Annotated in this window: 16 protein-coding genes and 1 pseudogene; 14 read left to right on the top strand and 3 right to left on the bottom strand. The window is 50.7% G+C overall.

What is annotated here, in order from left to right; genetic code table 11:
- From B2U10_RS08935 to B2U10_RS08925, 3 genes and pseudogenes are all read left to right on the top strand, one after another.
- Positions 1–409, top strand: a pseudogene (locus tag B2U10_RS08935) (hypothetical protein); the annotation flags it as partial.
- Between the two features lie 34 nt (positions 410–443).
- Positions 444–1,364 carry an alpha/beta hydrolase gene (locus tag B2U10_RS08930; RefSeq protein ID WP_035408017.1) on the top strand — a complete coding sequence of 307 codons (921 nt, stop codon included), beginning with the start codon at positions 444–446 and terminating at the stop codon, positions 1,362–1,364.
- An 18-nt stretch (positions 1,365–1,382) separates the two neighbouring features.
- Positions 1,383–2,174, top strand: coding sequence for a protein phosphatase 2C domain-containing protein (locus B2U10_RS08925; protein ID WP_290786917.1), 792 nt, complete (start codon positions 1,383–1,385; stop codon positions 2,172–2,174).
- Positions 2,175–2,209: 35 nt separating this feature from the next.
- On the opposite strand, the gene B2U10_RS08920 is transcribed toward B2U10_RS08925, so the two are convergent.
- Entirely contained in the window at positions 2,210–2,356 is a 147-nt protein-coding gene (locus B2U10_RS08920; RefSeq protein WP_023468299.1) for a hypothetical protein, read from the bottom strand.
- A 148-nt stretch (positions 2,357–2,504) separates the two neighbouring features.
- Here B2U10_RS08920 and B2U10_RS08915 point away from each other — a divergent pair, with 148 nt between their 5' ends.
- Entirely contained in the window at positions 2,505–3,101 is a 597-nt protein-coding gene (locus tag B2U10_RS08915) for a DUF1129 family protein (RefSeq protein ID WP_214812949.1), read from the top strand.
- A gap of 21 nt (positions 3,102–3,122) precedes the next feature.
- On the top strand, positions 3,123–4,307 hold the full coding sequence (locus tag B2U10_RS08910) for a hypothetical protein (RefSeq protein WP_290786914.1): 1,185 nt from the start codon (positions 3,123–3,125) through the stop codon (positions 4,305–4,307).
- 47 nt (positions 4,308–4,354) lie between these two features.
- Here the strand turns inward: B2U10_RS08910 and B2U10_RS08905 are convergent, their stop codons facing one another.
- Together B2U10_RS08905 and B2U10_RS08900 are read right to left on the bottom strand one after the other, a co-directional pair.
- Positions 4,355–4,765, bottom strand: coding sequence for a hypothetical protein (locus tag B2U10_RS08905; RefSeq protein ID WP_290786911.1), 411 nt, complete (start codon positions 4,763–4,765; stop codon positions 4,355–4,357).
- A gap of 82 nt (positions 4,766–4,847) precedes the next feature.
- Positions 4,848–6,311 carry a potassium/proton antiporter gene (locus B2U10_RS08900; protein WP_290786908.1) on the bottom strand — a complete coding sequence of 488 codons (1,464 nt, stop codon included), beginning with the start codon at positions 6,309–6,311 and terminating at the stop codon, positions 4,848–4,850.
- Positions 6,312–6,471: 160 nt separating this feature from the next.
- Between B2U10_RS08900 and B2U10_RS08895 the strand changes: the two genes are divergently transcribed.
- The 9 genes from B2U10_RS08895 (at position 6,472) to B2U10_RS08855 (ending at position 16,671) form a co-directional block, all read left to right on the top strand.
- Positions 6,472–7,344 carry an SDR family NAD(P)-dependent oxidoreductase gene (locus B2U10_RS08895; RefSeq protein ID WP_035408008.1) on the top strand — a complete coding sequence of 291 codons (873 nt, stop codon included), beginning with the start codon at positions 6,472–6,474 and terminating at the stop codon, positions 7,342–7,344.
- Between the two features lie 222 nt (positions 7,345–7,566).
- Positions 7,567–8,052, top strand: a complete 486-nt coding sequence (locus tag B2U10_RS08890; RefSeq protein WP_214853766.1) for a GNAT family N-acetyltransferase — start codon at positions 7,567–7,569, stop codon at positions 8,050–8,052.
- Positions 8,053–8,125: 73 nt separating this feature from the next.
- Positions 8,126–9,175, top strand: a complete 1,050-nt coding sequence (locus B2U10_RS08885; RefSeq protein WP_290786905.1) for an oxidoreductase — start codon at positions 8,126–8,128, stop codon at positions 9,173–9,175.
- Between the two features lie 183 nt (positions 9,176–9,358).
- Positions 9,359–10,435 carry a C39 family peptidase gene (locus tag B2U10_RS08880; RefSeq protein WP_290786902.1) on the top strand — a complete coding sequence of 359 codons (1,077 nt, stop codon included), beginning with the start codon at positions 9,359–9,361 and terminating at the stop codon, positions 10,433–10,435.
- A gap of 139 nt (positions 10,436–10,574) precedes the next feature.
- Positions 10,575–12,278 (top strand): DUF2339 domain-containing protein, encoded by a 1,704-nt coding sequence (locus B2U10_RS08875; protein ID WP_290786899.1) that lies wholly within the window; start codon positions 10,575–10,577, stop codon positions 12,276–12,278.
- Positions 12,279–12,412: 134 nt separating this feature from the next.
- Positions 12,413–13,231: an iron uptake system protein EfeO gene (gene efeO, locus B2U10_RS08870; RefSeq protein ID WP_035407998.1), complete on the top strand. Its 819-nt coding sequence runs from the start codon at positions 12,413–12,415 to the stop codon at positions 13,229–13,231.
- Positions 13,232–13,233: 2 nt separating this feature from the next.
- A complete protein-coding gene (gene efeB, locus B2U10_RS08865; protein ID WP_369792028.1) occupies positions 13,234–14,466 on the top strand; it encodes an iron uptake transporter deferrochelatase/peroxidase subunit in 1,233 nt (410 codons plus the stop codon).
- Positions 14,450–16,123 carry an FTR1 family iron permease gene (locus B2U10_RS08860; protein ID WP_290787660.1) on the top strand — a complete coding sequence of 558 codons (1,674 nt, stop codon included), beginning with the start codon at positions 14,450–14,452 and terminating at the stop codon, positions 16,121–16,123. The genes efeB and B2U10_RS08860 overlap by 17 nt, the downstream gene beginning before the upstream one ends.
- 86 nt (positions 16,124–16,209) lie before the next feature.
- Positions 16,210–16,671: a general stress protein gene (locus tag B2U10_RS08855; RefSeq protein WP_035407992.1), complete on the top strand. Its 462-nt coding sequence runs from the start codon at positions 16,210–16,212 to the stop codon at positions 16,669–16,671.
- Positions 16,672–16,722: the final 51 nt, after the last annotated feature.

The following is a 16,722-nucleotide window of genomic DNA, read 5'->3' as shown; positions in this document are numbered from 1 at the left end:
GCTGTTGTTTACTGCATTAAGCAGTGTCGTCATTATCGTCCTTGATTCCTCATGGCGCTTCCTGATCTTGCTTCTGTTCATCTGGTTACCGTTCTATTACTTCGCTGTGCGCAGCGGTTACCGAAAGACCCGTTTCGGAACCGGCTACGATCTCTTGATGTTACGCAAACAATGGGTCCAAAAAGAGACCGTCTATACGCCACGACTGAAAATCGAGGAATTGACCTGGTCCGTTTCTCGCTGGCTCGAAGCAAAGGAGATTGCCCGGATTGAGATTCAACTACGGGGCAATACTGCTTTTAACGCGCTTTATTTTGAACGAACGGATATCGATACCTTACAGCGCTGGTATAAACAATCGTTCCTTTCGACCCCGTTAGCAGGGGAAGTGAAAACCGACGACGAATAAGGAAAGACTCACTGTCGGAAAGGAAGCGAAGCACATGCGCAAATGGGGAATCGGCATCGTGTTGCTCGTCACGTGTCTGCTACTGTTCATCGTCTATGATGGATACCGGATGCAAGAAACATTGATCGGTCAGTCGGACGCTTCTCCGATTCTGAAGACGACGAGAACGGACGGACAGGTGACGAAAGACGAGACATGGTTCAAACAAACGAGCGAGACACAGCAATGGTCGAAGGACGGGCTCGTCCGCTTCGGTCGTTATCTACCGGTTGACGGTAGCAAACAGACAGTCCTCCTCGTCCCGGATGAGATGATGTTTTCACAGACCGGTGTTTATGCACTTGCCCGCTATTACCATGAGGCGGATTTTAATGTCCTACTCATCGAACGGCGTGGTCAGGATCGTAGCGGTGGCGTCCGGAATTACGGTTGGCTTGATCGACTGGATGTCTTGGAATGGACGAAGCGCTTGCTTGCTGAAAACGGAGACGATACACGGATCGTCTATCACGGACTCGGTGTCGGCGCAGCGACCGTCTTACTCGCTTCTGGCGAGACCGTACCAACCCAAGTCCGGGCGATCGTTGCTGAAGGAGCTTACGCCCGACTCGACGACTGGTTCAGTCTACTCGCGGACGAACAGATCCGTTACCCAGCACTGCCGTCTCTGACGGTCGCGAGCATGTGGAACAAAGGCGAGCAAGATTTCTTTTATGGCGACGTCTCGGTGACGCGCCAAGCAACGAAGAGTCGGGTTCCGACGATGTTCATCCACGGACTGAAGGACGATCTCGTCCCGGTTCGGATGATGTACGAACTGTATCAAGCAAAAACGGGATTAAAACAATTGTATCCGGTTCGCGATGCCGGTCATGACGAGACGTATACGATGGACCCGGACAACTACGAAAAACGATTACGCTTATTCCTGCAACCGTACTTGCGGGAGATGTAAAGAAGGGAAGACTGATGCATGCAGACGACACAATCATCCTACTACTGGGTCGGATCCGACGAACCATTCGTTGACACGAAGCAGATTGACCAGATTGGTCGGGTGACGCTCGGTCGATTCGGAGGCTGCTCAAGAAGCGGTCAATATAAAAACGAAGACGGGGCTGCCATCTTGATCGGCGACGATTGGGAGATGACCGTCGTCTTAGACGCTCATAAGACAGCGGATAGTGCAGCACTTGTCTTAGAGCAGTTGGCACAACACGAGTCGCGTATTCGGACTGATCTTGATGCACCACTTACGGAAGCATTCCGACGGATTGAGACGACCGTGCTGGATCTATTTCAAGACCCGGACTTTTTAGCGGCGTGTGCGATGTTGCAAGGAGAAACCGCTTGTTTGATCGCCGTCCGCAAAGGGCGCTTCATCTGGTGGTTATCCATTGGTGATGTCGTCTTGTACCTGTTTCATCCAGAGTTGATGAACATGGGACAAGCTGCTTTAAACCAGCGTCAATTCTATGAATGGATCGGTCGTGCAAATACGTTTGCCTTACCGGTCCCGAGTTACACACGAGGCGTCCGCGAGTTGCGGCAAGGGGACAACCGATTGTTCGTGACGACGGATGGTTTGCTCGAGTGCCCGGGAACACCGTATGCTGAACCGAAGCAGATGGAGGACACTTTACGATCAGGTGGTATTGCTGAACTCCTCTCGACGATCGAAGTACAGGGCGTTCGTGACAGCACGACGGTCGTTACGTGGACCGTCACGATTGACGAACGCGTCACCCAACCAAGTGATACATGAAATAACCCGCGCTCCTGCTTGAGCGCGGGTTATTGTTATTCTGTTTCAGGCGTTTGTTCCTGTTGCTGATCGAGTTCGACCGGTTCTTGGTCAACGGGTGGCTTCGCTTCAGCCAACGGGAAGGCGATGCCCGCACTTGTCAGTAAGGTGATCAAGGCGGCGCTCGTCAATGTTTGACGCATGGTTCGACACGTCCTTTCTATCTGATTCCGACACTATATTTTAATAATTCTGAACATTTTTCATCGTTTCGTCAAGCAATCTTTTACTTCCACTACGTATTTTTCCCAAAAACCCAGTATACTTAAACATGAAAAAGGGGGAAATCGATTGAAATTAACGAAAGCCAACACACGTTTATTAGAAACCGTTTTACCACGATTGAATCTGAACGTTGCAGAACCGGACCGGACGGAAATTGAAGACCGTCTGCGGGCAGATATCTACGAAGCCCAGCGGAAGCAGCGTCCATTCGAAGAGATTCACGGTCGATCCGTCGAAGCACGCCTCGATCAGATGATCGCTGAGTTACCACAACGACATCGGATGGAGACGCAAAAACGCTGGACACGAAACTATGTCTCCTCAATTCTGATGTTCATCTTCATCGAAGGGATCGACGGATTGTTCCAATTCGCCCTGATCGATTACTTATTCTTCTCAATCATCGCTCTTTTCTTGATCGATGCGATGTCACAAGTCATCACGGCACCTAAGATCAAACAAGTCAAACCGCGGGTGTGGATTCAATTCGTCATCAGTTTCATTTTATTCTCAACCTATAAGGCACTGCTCGTGACGGTCTTCCCGGCACCGGACGTCTTGATTCAAGTCAGCGGAATGCCGTCTTATCTCATCGGCATCGCGGGACTCGTTGGTCTCTACATCTACTGGTCAAAGAATCCGTTACGAAAACGCGGCGCATAATTCGCGAGAGGGGATGGTTGCGTGGAGTTCACACATTGGAAACGACGGTTGCAAGATCATTTCGAACGAATGGGCTTTTCCTTACTGACGGAACGCCTAGCGATGCAAGACATGGTCAAACTCGAAGCGACACATGGTGCCTTCCTGTTCTTCCCGGTGACGATTCATCTCTATGAACGGTCCGGCTGGAAGATGGTCGCGTTTGAGGCAGAGACGGGGGAGGATCCGCAACTCGTCGAGCAGCAGATTGCCTCGTTGTTCCAACTCTTGATGGTGACGTTCCAAGAAGAAGAGCGCGAGTTCTTACTCGGATTTCATGCGAATACCGGTCGTTACCTGACGGACCGTAATGCACCCGTCGGACGGCTCGTCCGTCTGATCGAAGAGTGCTGGTATGACGGTGACGTCCTGCGAGTCGACACATTCGATCCGTTTCCGGGACTGTTCGTCGCACCACCTTTTGCCCATCAAAGTTATGCCTTCATGCCGGAAGAACGGACGTGGCGCTTATCCGTCGGGCGTACTGGACGTCCGGCGAACGATTATCGTTTCGACGGAACGATTTTGTCCCCACACCGCTTACCGGAATCGGAATTATTTACTGTGACACCAAAGTCGGTACCGTTAGAGGATGAAGAGGCGATCCGAAACTTACTGGAAACGGAACGACAGACGATTGCTAAGTTCCATGATCGTGCCATGGCGACGATTCAGGCGTACGACCCATCATTTGGTTTTGCTTGGCGCGGGACGCAGACATTTTTCCACGGTGTTCCGGTCAATCCATTCGCACAGCGCTTGTGGCTCGAGAACGGCGTGACGCGTTACCGGATTCTACAACAAGGATCGACGCGATTGCTTGCTTCCGGTGAGACTTGTGACGCTGTCATCGAAATGCTCGATGCTGCCGTCAGCAGTGAAGAACCGGATGGTCAATCCGTCAGTCCGATTGGTCAACTGATCCTCGGGATTTGGCAACAGATCGAGTCGGACGAAGCAACGTATATCACGAACGTTGATTGCCGCGGCATCTCGCGTACACAAGCCGATAACCGGATCCGCCACGCGCTAGCAAGGCAAGAGACGATCGAGTGGGTGCACCGGGCACCGAACGAAGATGATATTTGTCGCTTTGCCGGTCTGACGTTGACCTTCCCGCATCGTCCACCGGGTGTCATCACGATTGAACGAACGGAAGCAGAATAACACGAACGGGCACGTCCGCGAGTAAGCAGACGTGTCTGTTCGTTTTTTTAGTGCGCGTGCTGTGACAATCGATTAAAGACGACGGACAGACTGTAATAGATCATTGCTGTCAGAGCAGCGACCGTAAAAGAAAGCGGCAGGTCAAATGCGTCCTTCGTCGTCAAGAGAATCAGGAGACTCGCGATCACGATACCGTACACTCCGTAACCGAGGACTGTCGGCACATACGCTAATGTCGTCGATGACCGGTTGATGATCATGCCGATAAGGAAGTCGAGTAAGAAGCCGGACATCAGGATGATCGGCAAGGTCGCTAAGACGTAAAACAAAAATGTTGAACCGAATGATTCATATATCGTATCCGATGTCCGATCTCGGAGCGGTGTATAGGATATGTATGCTAGGACGGTGCAAACGAGCGTGGTGGTCAAGATGACGGCAAGTAATCGTTTCAACATCAAGGTTCCTCCTTTATTTTCCTTTTTGAGTATATCAATCTACATCAAAAAACACACCCTACTGGAGGATGTGTTTTTTGATCTATATTCCGAGTGACGCGATCAACCGTCGCACGTCCTGATCCGCTTGTTTAGGTGTTAAAATCAACAGTTGATCGTCTACGAGGACACGTGTCTGACCACGCGGCGTCAGGATTTCATCTTCACGAATGATCGCAACGACGAGCACATCCTGGGGCATCTCGATATCCTGTAACGTTCTTCCGGCAATCACACTGTTTGTCGAGACCCTGACCTCGATAATCTCCGCTTGCGGATGGGTGACGGTCATGAATTTCAGGAATGGTTCGACCGTCGTGTCGGGCTGTGTCTCTAGCCCCATTCGCCGGACGATCCACGGCAAGGCCGTTCCTTGCAAAAGAGCAGACGTCATGACGGTGAAGAAGACGATATTGAAAAGAAGCGGTGCTTCAGAAAGACCACTCGAAAGCGGATAGGTCGCGAGAATGATTGGAACGGCGCCCCGTAATCCGGCTGCCGTGATGACACTCTGTTCTTTGACCGTGTACCGAAACGGAAGTAGCGATGAGACGACGGCAAGTGGACGAGCGAGCAGGATTAACGTCAGGACGATGACGGCCGAGACGAACAAGGTCCGAGGATCGAGTAATTGTTTTGGAAAGACGAGCAGTCCGAGCATAATGAACATGCCGATCTCTGCTAGATGCGACAAGCTACCACTAAATCGTTTGAGCGTCTCGCGGTAGATCATATCATGATTGTTGATCCAGATTCCGGTCAGATAGACGGCGAGAAACCCACTGGCGTGCAAAATCGTCGCGAGACCATACGAGAAGAGCGCCCCACTGAACAGAAGCGTCGGATAAAGGGCGGACGATGGCAACTCGATCCGGTTCAGCAGTTGCGTGACGAGATACCCGATCGCAAGACCAACTAGTGTCCCAAGTCCCATCTCGTAGATGAAGGAAAGAATACCCGCACCAATCGAGAACGATTCCGGTGCCAATGCAAACGATGTGAATAAGATCGTGAGAAAGACAGCCATCGGGTCATTCGTTCCAGACTCCGCTTCAAGCGTATGTTTGACCTTAGCATCGACCGGTCGTCCACTTAACAGAGAAAAGACAGCCGCCGCATCGGTTGAGCCGACGAGTGCGCCGATCAGTAACGCGACCGGCCAAGAAAAATCAAGCAGATAATGTGCGACGAAAGCGATGATTCCTGTCGTTGCGAGGACTCCGATGGTCGCGAGCGACAGGGCGGCGGGGAGAATCTTTCGGAAATGCGTCCATTTTGTATGCAAGCCGCCGTCAAATAGAATCAAGACGAGCGCCATTGTCCCATAGAGACGCGCTTGTTCAAAATCACCGAAGTTGATGATTCCTGAAACGTCGGACCCTGCGACGATACCGACAACGACGAATAGGATCAACGTCGGTACATTTAACCGGACAGCGAACTTCGTCGTGATGATTGCAATCAGTAATAGTGTGCCTGCGACGAACAAAATCGTACCTTCTTCCATCCCACCACCTCTTTCTTGATGACATGCTCTCTTCTTAGTATACGTTATTTTTCGAAAATTTCGAAAAATAACACCAAAATAAGGTGTATAAACGAATAGAAAAAGGAAAACTAGAAGCAGGACTAGTGCGTTCAAAATGGAACATCAAGGAGGAAGAGGGATGAACATCTGTATCGTCACGGGTGCCAATTCTGGTATGGGAATGGTCACGATTCAAGAATTACTGGAGCGGGGAGATCGTGTCATCGCGACCGTCCGGTCTCAGAAAAAAGCGACGGCACTCGTTCAACTGTTGCGGGAAAACGGTGTATCGCATACACAACTGGAAATCGAGATTGTGCAACTGGATCAACTTGACTCCGTCCGTCGTTTTGCGGATCGCCTGTTCGACATGGTGGGTCGAATCGACCGTTTGATCCTAAATGCTGGAGTCATGGTACCGCCGTATCATGTCACGAAGGACGGTTTTGAATCGCAATTCCAAGTCAATTACTTGAGTCACTTCTACTTAATCGAGCGATTGTTACCTTTACTCGAAAAAGGACAAGATCCGCGCGTCATCTCGATTTCCTCTCTCGCCGGTGAAGGCGGCTTGATCCGGACCGACGTCGAACTTGAGGCGATCGCGCACGTCAAAAAAGAACATTACAGCCCGATGCGTTCTTACCGCGAATCGAAGCTCCTGCAAATGATTCATATGCGTGAGCTAGCTGAAAAGCACGGCGACCGGATCACGTTCGTCAGCGTCCACCCGGGGATCGTCAATACGGATCTGTTCTATCGCGGCAAGTACGGCAAAGTGATGAAGACGTTACTCAAACCAGTCGCGCAAGTCGGATACTGGACCGGAAAACTTTATACACCGGAATACGGTGCGAAGACGGCGCTCTATCTCGCAACAACCGACGACCCACTTGACAACGGCGGCTATTATGCGGATTCCGCTCCTCGACTCAGCAATCCGATCGTCGAAGATGACGAGTACCGGGCACAAGCACGGAATTTGTCGCGCCGCTGGGTCGAATTATCCTGAACGCCAAAAAAACGACCGGCTCGTGGGAAGCCGGTCGTTTACCGTTGTGACGACTGGGGGTCAGATCACTCCTAAAGAATACGTTACATCGAAATAAAATTGTGGAATATGAAAAAAATCACAAAATAATGGGCAAACATGAAATCTTGAAGCAAAAAGGTTTTCTTCTCGCTTCGCATTCGTTAGGATAGAGAAGAATTTTTTTGTAACAGGAGGAATAACATGATAAGACAAGCTACATCAAAAGACGTTCGAAACATCGCAACCCTACTTGAGCAAAAAGCGCTCTCCCTTAAAGCTGGTGGCAGTAGCCAGTGGTCAGCTTATCTTGAGCAAGACATCGAGCAACTCGTCGTGCGAGATTTAGAAGCCGGTCGCCTGTATGTCTTTGAGGATCAGAACGAGCTGCTTGGTTCCGTTGCCCTGCTTCCTTCGCTCGAATGGGATCAATCCTTGTGGGATGATGTAGAAGGTCTGTATATCCATCGAATCGTCGTCAGCGACCGCGCAAAAGGACGTGGAGTCGGTCGGAAACTGCTGGAACATGCGATTGCTGTGACAGAGGACGAAGGGGAAATCCTACGACTCGACTGTGTCGCTTCAAACGAGTTTCTCAATGCGTATTACACGTCATTTGGCTTCGTCTATCAAGGAACACGGGACGGGTTCGCGATTTACGAGTATGAACGCATCGAAGCGACGGCCTGAAGCGGTTCAATCAAGACAACGGTCGTTTCGTTTGGTATGGTAAGAGAAAAAGAACGGTTCAAGGAGTGATCGGATGCGATTGAATATCGGCTTCATCGGCTTTGGCAAAAGTACGACCCGTTACCATTTACCGTACGTGATGATCGAGGACAACTATCACGTCACCTGGATTTACAATCGGAAGGAAAAACCGGAGCTGTTCGCATCCTATCAGGATCGACTGCCGGATGCCCGTTTTACGACGGATGTGTCTGAGATGCTCGCTGACCCGGCACTTGATGTCGTCGTCATCAATACACCACCGGCTACCCATTTCGAATACGCGTTGCTCGCCTTGCAACATCAAAAGCATGTTCTCGTCGAAAAGCCGTTTACCGTGACTGAAGAGGAGACGAAGCGTTTATTTGCGGAAGCACATGCGCAAGGCGTCAAAATTCTCGCTTATCAAAACCGCCGTTACGACAGCGACTTCCAAGTCGTCGCCCAAATCATCCGTTCCGGAAAACTCGGACGACTTGTCGAAGTCGTCTCGCAGTTTGATTTGTTTCGTCCCGAAGCAGCGTCAGCTGATGCGCGCCATGAGAACGGCGCACTCTACGGACTCGGTGTTCATACGCTTGACCAAATCATCGCCTTATTCGGAAAACCGGACAAGGTCGCCTTTGACGTGCGCAGTGTTCGACTGCCGCACAATCCCGATGACGCGTTTGCGATTGATCTCTATTATCCGGAGCTCAAGGTCAGCGTCCGGACGAGTCATGTCGCACTCGCCCCGGCACCCCGGTGGATGTTACACGGCACGAACGGCACGTTCATCAAACAACACGTCGATCGGCAAGAGCTTGATCTGAAAGCGAACTACTTCCCGGGAGAAGAGGGGTTCGGTGAGGATTCAGAAGACGATTACGGTCGTTTGATCTATCACGACGAACACGGTCATCTGCAAGACGTCCGGATCCCGAGTCCTGTTGGTGATTACGGTAAAATGTATCGCGCCTTTTACCGCAGTATCGTCGAAGATGCACCGCTTCCGGTGAAAGAAGAAGATACCTTGTTTGTTGCCCATCTGCTCGAACAAGCTTTTGCGCAACCGTCACCTTATATCTTGACGATCCAAAATTAAATTTTAATTTGATTGCAGGTTGATGACAACTCGACTGTGCCCATAGGCATGGTCGGGTTTTTTTGATATAAAGAACAGGTGCATTCCTTATTTTTCAGATTTTTCTAAAGAAATGTTGATTATTTTTTCAAAAAGTTGGGAATAAGGGAATGTCTCACCAAATTTAAACATAGGGGGTCTATCATGAAACGATTCTTATCCGCATTGCTCGTAGCGGTTGTCATCGTTGGCGTACTCAGCCCTTCGTTGATCGCTGAGGCCGCGACGAAGTTGACCGTGACTACGGATGTCTTACGCGTCCGCGAGAAACCGTCGACATCGAGTAAGATTCTCGGTAACGTCTACAAAGGGAACGTCTACACATCAAAGGGAACGTCCGGCAGCTGGTATAAAATCAGCTACAAATCCCGCATTGGCTACATACACAAGAACTACGTCAAATCGTCTTCGTCGAAATATACGTCGACAGGAACGAAGTATACGACGGTCGGCACACTCAACGTCCGGACGGGTGCTGGAACGAAGTATAAGGTCGTGGATCAATTAAACAAAGGCGTTGCCGTTGCGACATATGGCACGTCAGGGAGCTGGACACGGATTCTCTACAAGGGAAGCTACCGCTATATCTCGACGCAGTACGTTTCGAAGTCAAAACCATCGACGACGACGAAGAAGCTGAACGTCCCATACTACAATCAATATTCACTCGGATATCCGTCTGGTTGTGAGTTCGTCTCACTGAAGATGGCACTCGAATACAAGAAAAAAGCCGTTTCTGCTGCGTCACTCTATAATCAAATGCCGAAAAGCATGAAGAACGCGACGTATAAGAACGGGAAGTATTACTGGGCAGATCCACAAAAGATGTTCACAGGTAATCCAGCCGGAACGCTCGACTACTACAAGAACTGGGGCATCTATCCGAAAGGGATCCTACCACTTGCGAAAAAATACCGCAGTGGTGCCGTTGATATCTCAAAACAAGGCGTCTCGAAAATTGAGAGTGAGATTCGTAGCGGTAACCCGGTCATCGTCTGGGCAACGGTCGATTTCAAAAATCCATACGGTTACTTCTCTTGGATTAAACCAGACGGTAAAACATTCACAGGGTACCGTAATTATCATGTCATGCTTGTGACGGGTGTCTCGAGCGGTTCGTTCTACGTTTCAGATCCATATCGTGGCAAGTATAGTGTCAGTCGTTCGCAGTTCACGTCCGTCTTCAATCAGACAGGACAATATGCGTTATCTGTTCGTTAAATCCTCATCCGGTCGCCCCGACGCGACCGGATTTTTGTCATTTTCAGGCATATTGATACGAAAACTACTGTAAAATGAAGGAGTTCACCTGCTAGGTGTGTAAAAGAATGACAATGTATCCATGAAAGGAAGTGAAGAGATGGAAGATCCACGGATCACGCGTCTCGAGCAGGAGGTCGCGGCGTTACGACAACGAGTGGCTGCCCTTGAAGGACAGCACACTTCGCCTGTCGCCCCTGAACCGAGCGAACCAGAAGTGAGCACGGTCGCTCGCCCAGCCCCGCGTCCTGCCTTTACGAAACGAAAGCCGGTTGTTCCTCAACCAACATTTAAGGAAAAGCGCTCCCGCGAAGACTGGGAACAGGTCATCGCAACTGTCTGGTTACCCCGAATTGGAGCCATATTCGCCGCACTTGGGGCTTTGTTCCTCTTTTCCTACGCCTCGGTTGCCGGTCTGATCAGTCCGCCTGTCCGCATCGGAAGTGGGGTATTGATCGGTTTACTCGTCATCGCCCTTGGAGAATACCAGTATGAGAAGAAACGACGTGAACTTGGGGTCGGGCTCGTCGCGACCGGTACGATCGTCGCCTTGGCGGCACTGTTCGCCGGAATGGCCTTATATCAATTCTATCCACCGTCTTTAGCCTTCTTACTTGAGCTCGTCGTCGTCTTCATCGCGTACGGTTTGATGCTCTGGATGCGATCGCAAGCCTTGCTCGTCCTCGTATCCATCACCGGTTTCTTATTACCGTATCTACAATTATCGGACGACCCGAACTTACCGCTCTTCTTATTGTACGAAGTCGTCTTGTTCGCAGCGATCTTCTTTGCGGTTGACCGACTGAAGGCCAAAAAAGCGTTCGTCTTCGCTTGGGTGATCTTTACGATCGCACTCGCGTTCGGTCTACTCTCGTTAGAGCTCTACTGGCTTGATGAACAGGTACCACGACTTGATGAATGGTCTCTCTTACTTGCGACATTCTTCGGCTACGGTGCGACTTCCTTCGTCGGAAAACGGATTCAGTTTGAGAAGAACGTCCCAAGTTGGCTCGCTGGGGGTGTTGTCTTACTGACGTTACTGATCCTTGACTGGTCGTTCGGTACGCTGATCGCGATTCTGTTCGCTGGCACTGCCTACCTGCTCGCTGAACGATTGAAGGATTCCGCTCAAAACGGTGTCGGTCACGTCGCCTTACTCGTCGCCGTCCTCTTGATTCCGGCAGATGCCCTCAGCTGGACGTATCAACTGCGCTACTTCTTGATTGCTGGATTAATCGCTGCATTCTGGTTCGTTCCACGAGCGCGGATGCCACACCAACGGTTATTTAACGTCGGATTGTATGTCGTCTTCATCTTCTCGGCTGTCGTTGACTATGAAACCTACCAAAACCTAGGTTTGTCCTACGCCTTGACCGTTCTAGCGATGGTCCTAGCTTCGACGGCGTTCGTCTTACTCCTCGTTCAGACACATCGTGATCCGGGTTGGAAAGGGTCGTGGCAACTCGTACTTGTCCTAGCGGCGATCGGTGTTTTTACGACCTACACGTTGATCATCATGGAGTTACCGTTCTATCGCGGTCTTGAAGAGACAGCGCGTAGTACGACGTTATCCGCGGCTTATATCGTCCTTGCCCTCGTGCTCGTCGCGATCGGTCGGATGCGGACGTCGTCGACATGGCGGTTATCCGGGTTGTTGCTCCTGACGATCAGTGCCGTCAAGCTTTTATTGTTTGACTTGTCATTCCTCACCTTGTTCCAAAAAGCGTTCGTCTTCATTGGCTTTGGGATTGTCACGTTCATTATTTCACGGACCTATTTCAAAAAACGAAAAAAAAATACCTGACAAAGCGCTTGGATTGGTCAAAAATGACTAATTCAAGCTTTTTTTATTACGCAAAAATTTTTATTGATAACGATTATCATTGTCGTCTATACTGATGAAGGAACTGACTTAACCATTTACAGGGGGAACGATAGATGAAACAAGCATTGTTGATGACAGGCGCACTCGCGGTCGTCTTAGCGGGTTGTAGTGAAGCCAAACAAGCGGAGAAACCAGCACCGAAAAAGGAGAATTTCGATCAGGTCGTCACCGATTACCGGACGTATGCAATCAATGAAATCGATACGTTCGTTCGTGAGACAGAAAAATTCACCGATGCCGTTCAAGCGGGCAAACTGGAAGAAGCGAAAGCATTGTACGCACCGACGCGGATGTATTACGAACGCGCGGAACCGATCGCGGAAGTGTTCGGTGATCTCGATCCGAAAATCGATGCGCGAGCAGGCGATGTCAAAGCGTCGGAGTGGGGTGGCTACCACCGGATCGAACAAGGGTTGTTTGAAAAGGGAACGACAAAAGGCTATGAAGCGTACGCGAAGCAATTGATGAAAGACGTTCATTTACTGCGGGCGAAGGTCGAGACGGTCGAGGTGACACCGGAATTACTCGTCACGGGGGCGACGGATCTATTAAACGAAGTCTCGACGTCAAAAGTGACAGGCGAAGAAGACCGTTATTCGCATACGGACTTATATGACTTCGCAGCAAACGTCGAGGGGGCTGAAAAAATCTATGACTTGTTGAACCCGGCGCTGAAGAAACAAGATGCGACGTTATCAAAAGAGATCGCTGCTCGCTTCAAGGATGTCCATGCATTACTTGACGCGAAGAAAAAGGGTGACGGGTATGTCCTCTACACGAGTCTCTCGAAACAAGACGTCAAACAGATGAGTGTCGCAATCAATGAACTCGCGGAACCGCTCTCGAAGATGGGCATCGTACTGGAGGGATAAGCATGAAACCAATACAAGAAGGCGTCACGCGACGGGATGTCCTGAAGGTCGCAGGCTTGACGAGTCTCGGGGCCGCCCTGTATGCCAGTGGTCTTGAGAAGTTTCTTCCGCGGACATTAACTGTTGAAGCAAGTGATCAAGAGCCGTTCTACGGGACGTATCAAGCAGGCATTTTGACACCACCACAAAACCACGTCCAAGTCGTAGCGTTTGATATCAAGACGGAGCGACGCGATGAACTCGTTGATTTATTAAAACGCTGGACACGGTTATGTGCCCGACTTGCGGCTGGGTTACCATATGGCGATTCCGACTCCCGTTACGTCCCACCGGAAGATACGGGGGAAGCGGACGGATTATCTGCCGGTCATTTGACGTTTACGTTCGGGTGCGGTCCAAGTCTATTTGACGGTCGCTTTGGTATTCAGCATAAACGACCGGAGGCGCTTAAACCGTTGCCGACGTTCGATCTCGATCGTTTAGATGAAAAATGGGGCGGAGGTGATCTTGTCGTTCAAGTTTGCGGTGATGATGCGCAAGTCGTCTTCCATGCAATTCGTAACCTCGTCCGTGTTGGGCGCGGAACGGTCGCGATGCGATGGTCGCAAGCTGGCTTCCAGCGCAGTAAAGCAGCAGATGCCTCTGGCGGGACGCCGCGCAATCTATTCGGCTTCAAGGACGGCACGGGAAATCCCGACGTCTCGAAGCAACAAGTCCGGAAAGAATCGCTCTTTTGTCAGTGGCAGGACGGGACGCCGTGGTTAACGAACGGCTCGTTCCTCGTCGTCCGCCGCATTCAGATGCATCTCGAAGTTTGGGACCGGACGATCCTGAAGGAACAGGAACGGACTTTCGGACGCGAACGTGCTTCCGGGGCACCGCTCGGTTCAACAGACGAGTTCGCTTCCGTCACCCCAGCGAAACGACAAGCTCGTGGCGAAGCTGCCTTACCGGTTGACTCGCATACCGCTGTCGCGCATGGAGACGGGAAGACAGCGATCCTACGCCGTTCCTATTCTTATCAAGATGGCATTGATGAGAAGACAGGTGCCCTCGATGCTGGACTACTCTTTTTATCGTATCAGCGTTCGCCAAAACAATTCATCGCGATTCAGCGCCGTCTTGCCGCGCAGGATCGACTGAATGAATACATCACGCACCGTGGAAGTGCCATTTTCGCCTGCTTCGGTGGGATCTCGAAAGGAGGCTACATCGGTGATGCGTTATTTGCGTAATCTTGTCCTTTTACTTGTACTTCTTGTAGCTGGTCAACACGCGGTGCCTGTCCATGCTGCTTCGACGGATGATCTCTATGTCGCAATCGGACAAGCCCTGTCTGCCGTCGCAAGTGAAGATCGCGCGGCACTGAATCAAGCCATCGATGAATTAGGGCAAGCTGCTCAAGATTTACCTGATCAACAAGCGGCAATCACGAAAGCCGTCAAACAGGTCGATGCAAAACGATCGGCAACGTTTCCTGAAGTCCGCGAGCAACTGACGGCACTCTCTGCTGCCGTTCGGAAGCAGGAAGAAGCCACGAAACCGAAGACAGATCCGGTTGCGAAAGCAAAGGTGAAGCAATTGCTTTCGTTGACAAAAGAGATGCGTCAAGTCAAAGTGAGCGATCGTCCGGCAGCGGAACAACGATTGTTGACCGCTTGGGCAACGCACGAAAGTCTTGTCCGTAATGACAGTATCGGTCACTATGGCAACATCGAGATGGCGCTTGCGTCGATTCGGATCGCCGCGGCGCGAAAGCCTGCGGATACGAAGGAGTGGAAGTCGGCACTTGATCAATTCGACAATGCAGTCCAGTCCTTCCTCGACGGAGAACAAGTCCAAGCGAAGAAAACAGGACTGCAGTCACTGCTGACACCGCTTGAAGAGGCGCAGACCGCGCTTGCAGCAAGTGATTTGCCGCAAGCGAAGCTGGCACTCGAATCGTTTCTGAAGACCTGGCCGCGAGCCGAAGGTGAGGTCCGGACACGAAATGAAGGTCTCTATTCCCAGCTTGAATCAGACGTACCACTGCTACTTGCTCGGCTGACGCCGGAAACTCGGCAAAAGACGGCACAAGAACTCCAGTCGTTCGAGAATGCTATTGCACAATTACAAACAAAGACGCATTATACGTTCATCGACGCGATGCTCGTGATGCTCCGGGAAGGTTTGGAAGCATTATTAATCGTCAGTGCACTTGTTGCCTTCGCACGGAAAAGCCGAACCAAACAAGAAGGTAAGGTCTGGGCAGGTGCCGGGCTTGGTCTGATCGCAAGTGGTCTGTTAGCCCTCATCCTGCAGACAGTCTTTCAAGCCTCATTCGCAGCAACAGGTCGCGAACAAATCGAGGGCTATACGGGAATCGTCGCGGTCGTCGTCATGCTGTTCGTCGGCTACTGGTTGCACTCGAAAAGCGCCGTCGCGAAACGCAAACACTTTTTGTCGACGCTCTCAACGACGTCCTTGTTCTTCGTCAGTTTCTTGACGATCTTCCGGGAAGGTGCCGAGACGTTGTTATTCTACATCGGAATGGCACCAGCGATGACGAAGACTGCCTTGTTGTCCGGGATTGGTCTTGCAATCGTCATCATCGGACTCGTCTCGTATGCGGTCATCCAGATCGGTGTTCGTTTACCGATCCATCGTTTGTTCCAAGTCGCATCCTGGTTAATTTATCTGATGGCATTCAAGATTCTTGGTACGAGTCTGCACGCGTTGCAGCTGACAAACGTCTTACCGATCCATCCGATCAATGGACTCGGAACCGCCGGCTGGATCGGCTTCTATCCGACGATCGAGATACTCATCCCGCAAGTCGTCCTGATGATTTTGATTGCGATGTTTACGATCTGGCAAAAACGACGCACAGCAGCAATCCAGACGGCTGCTTAATCCATTTTTCAATTTCAGGTTTTAACTATTATGTTTCGGGTATAACTTCTTATCAGCAGCTTGCTGCATGAAGGAGAGGGATTTTTATGCTTGAAACGCGCATCGTACGAAACATGACCGCTGTCGACGCAGAAGTGACGAGCCTTAAATCAAGTGGTTATTCGAATAAACAGATCTATATCTTTGCGAAAGACGAAGAACTCGCGGAACGCATCGCGAACGATACGCAGACGTTACCGTATCGCGTGACGAAGAAGTCGTTCTTCGAGACCTTATTATCAGCCGTCCGGAGTAACCGGAAAGACCGGATCGCTCAGTTGTCCGAGCTTGGTATGACGAAGGATGTCGCCGAGGACCTAGAAGATGAAGTCCGACACGGTCGGATTGTCATCGTCGGTTCGAAGTCTGATTTACTGAATCCAGCGTTTGCGGCATCGTATGTGGCGGATGAAGCAACCGATTATGGTGCTGGCGTCCCGAAACTCGAAGATGAGGAAACGACAACAACATTACCAGCCGATCAAAATGTCAAATTAAAAGATGAATGATACGTAAGCCTCCTGTTTCTCAGTATAGAGACAAGGAGGCTTTTGTTTAAC

The sequence above is a fragment of the Exiguobacterium sp. UBA7533 genome (assembly GCF_002479335.1).
In the GTDB taxonomy this organism is placed as follows: domain Bacteria; phylum Bacillota; class Bacilli; order Exiguobacteriales; family Exiguobacteriaceae; genus Exiguobacterium_A.
This window is presented reverse-complemented; position numbering and strand designations above follow the sequence as displayed.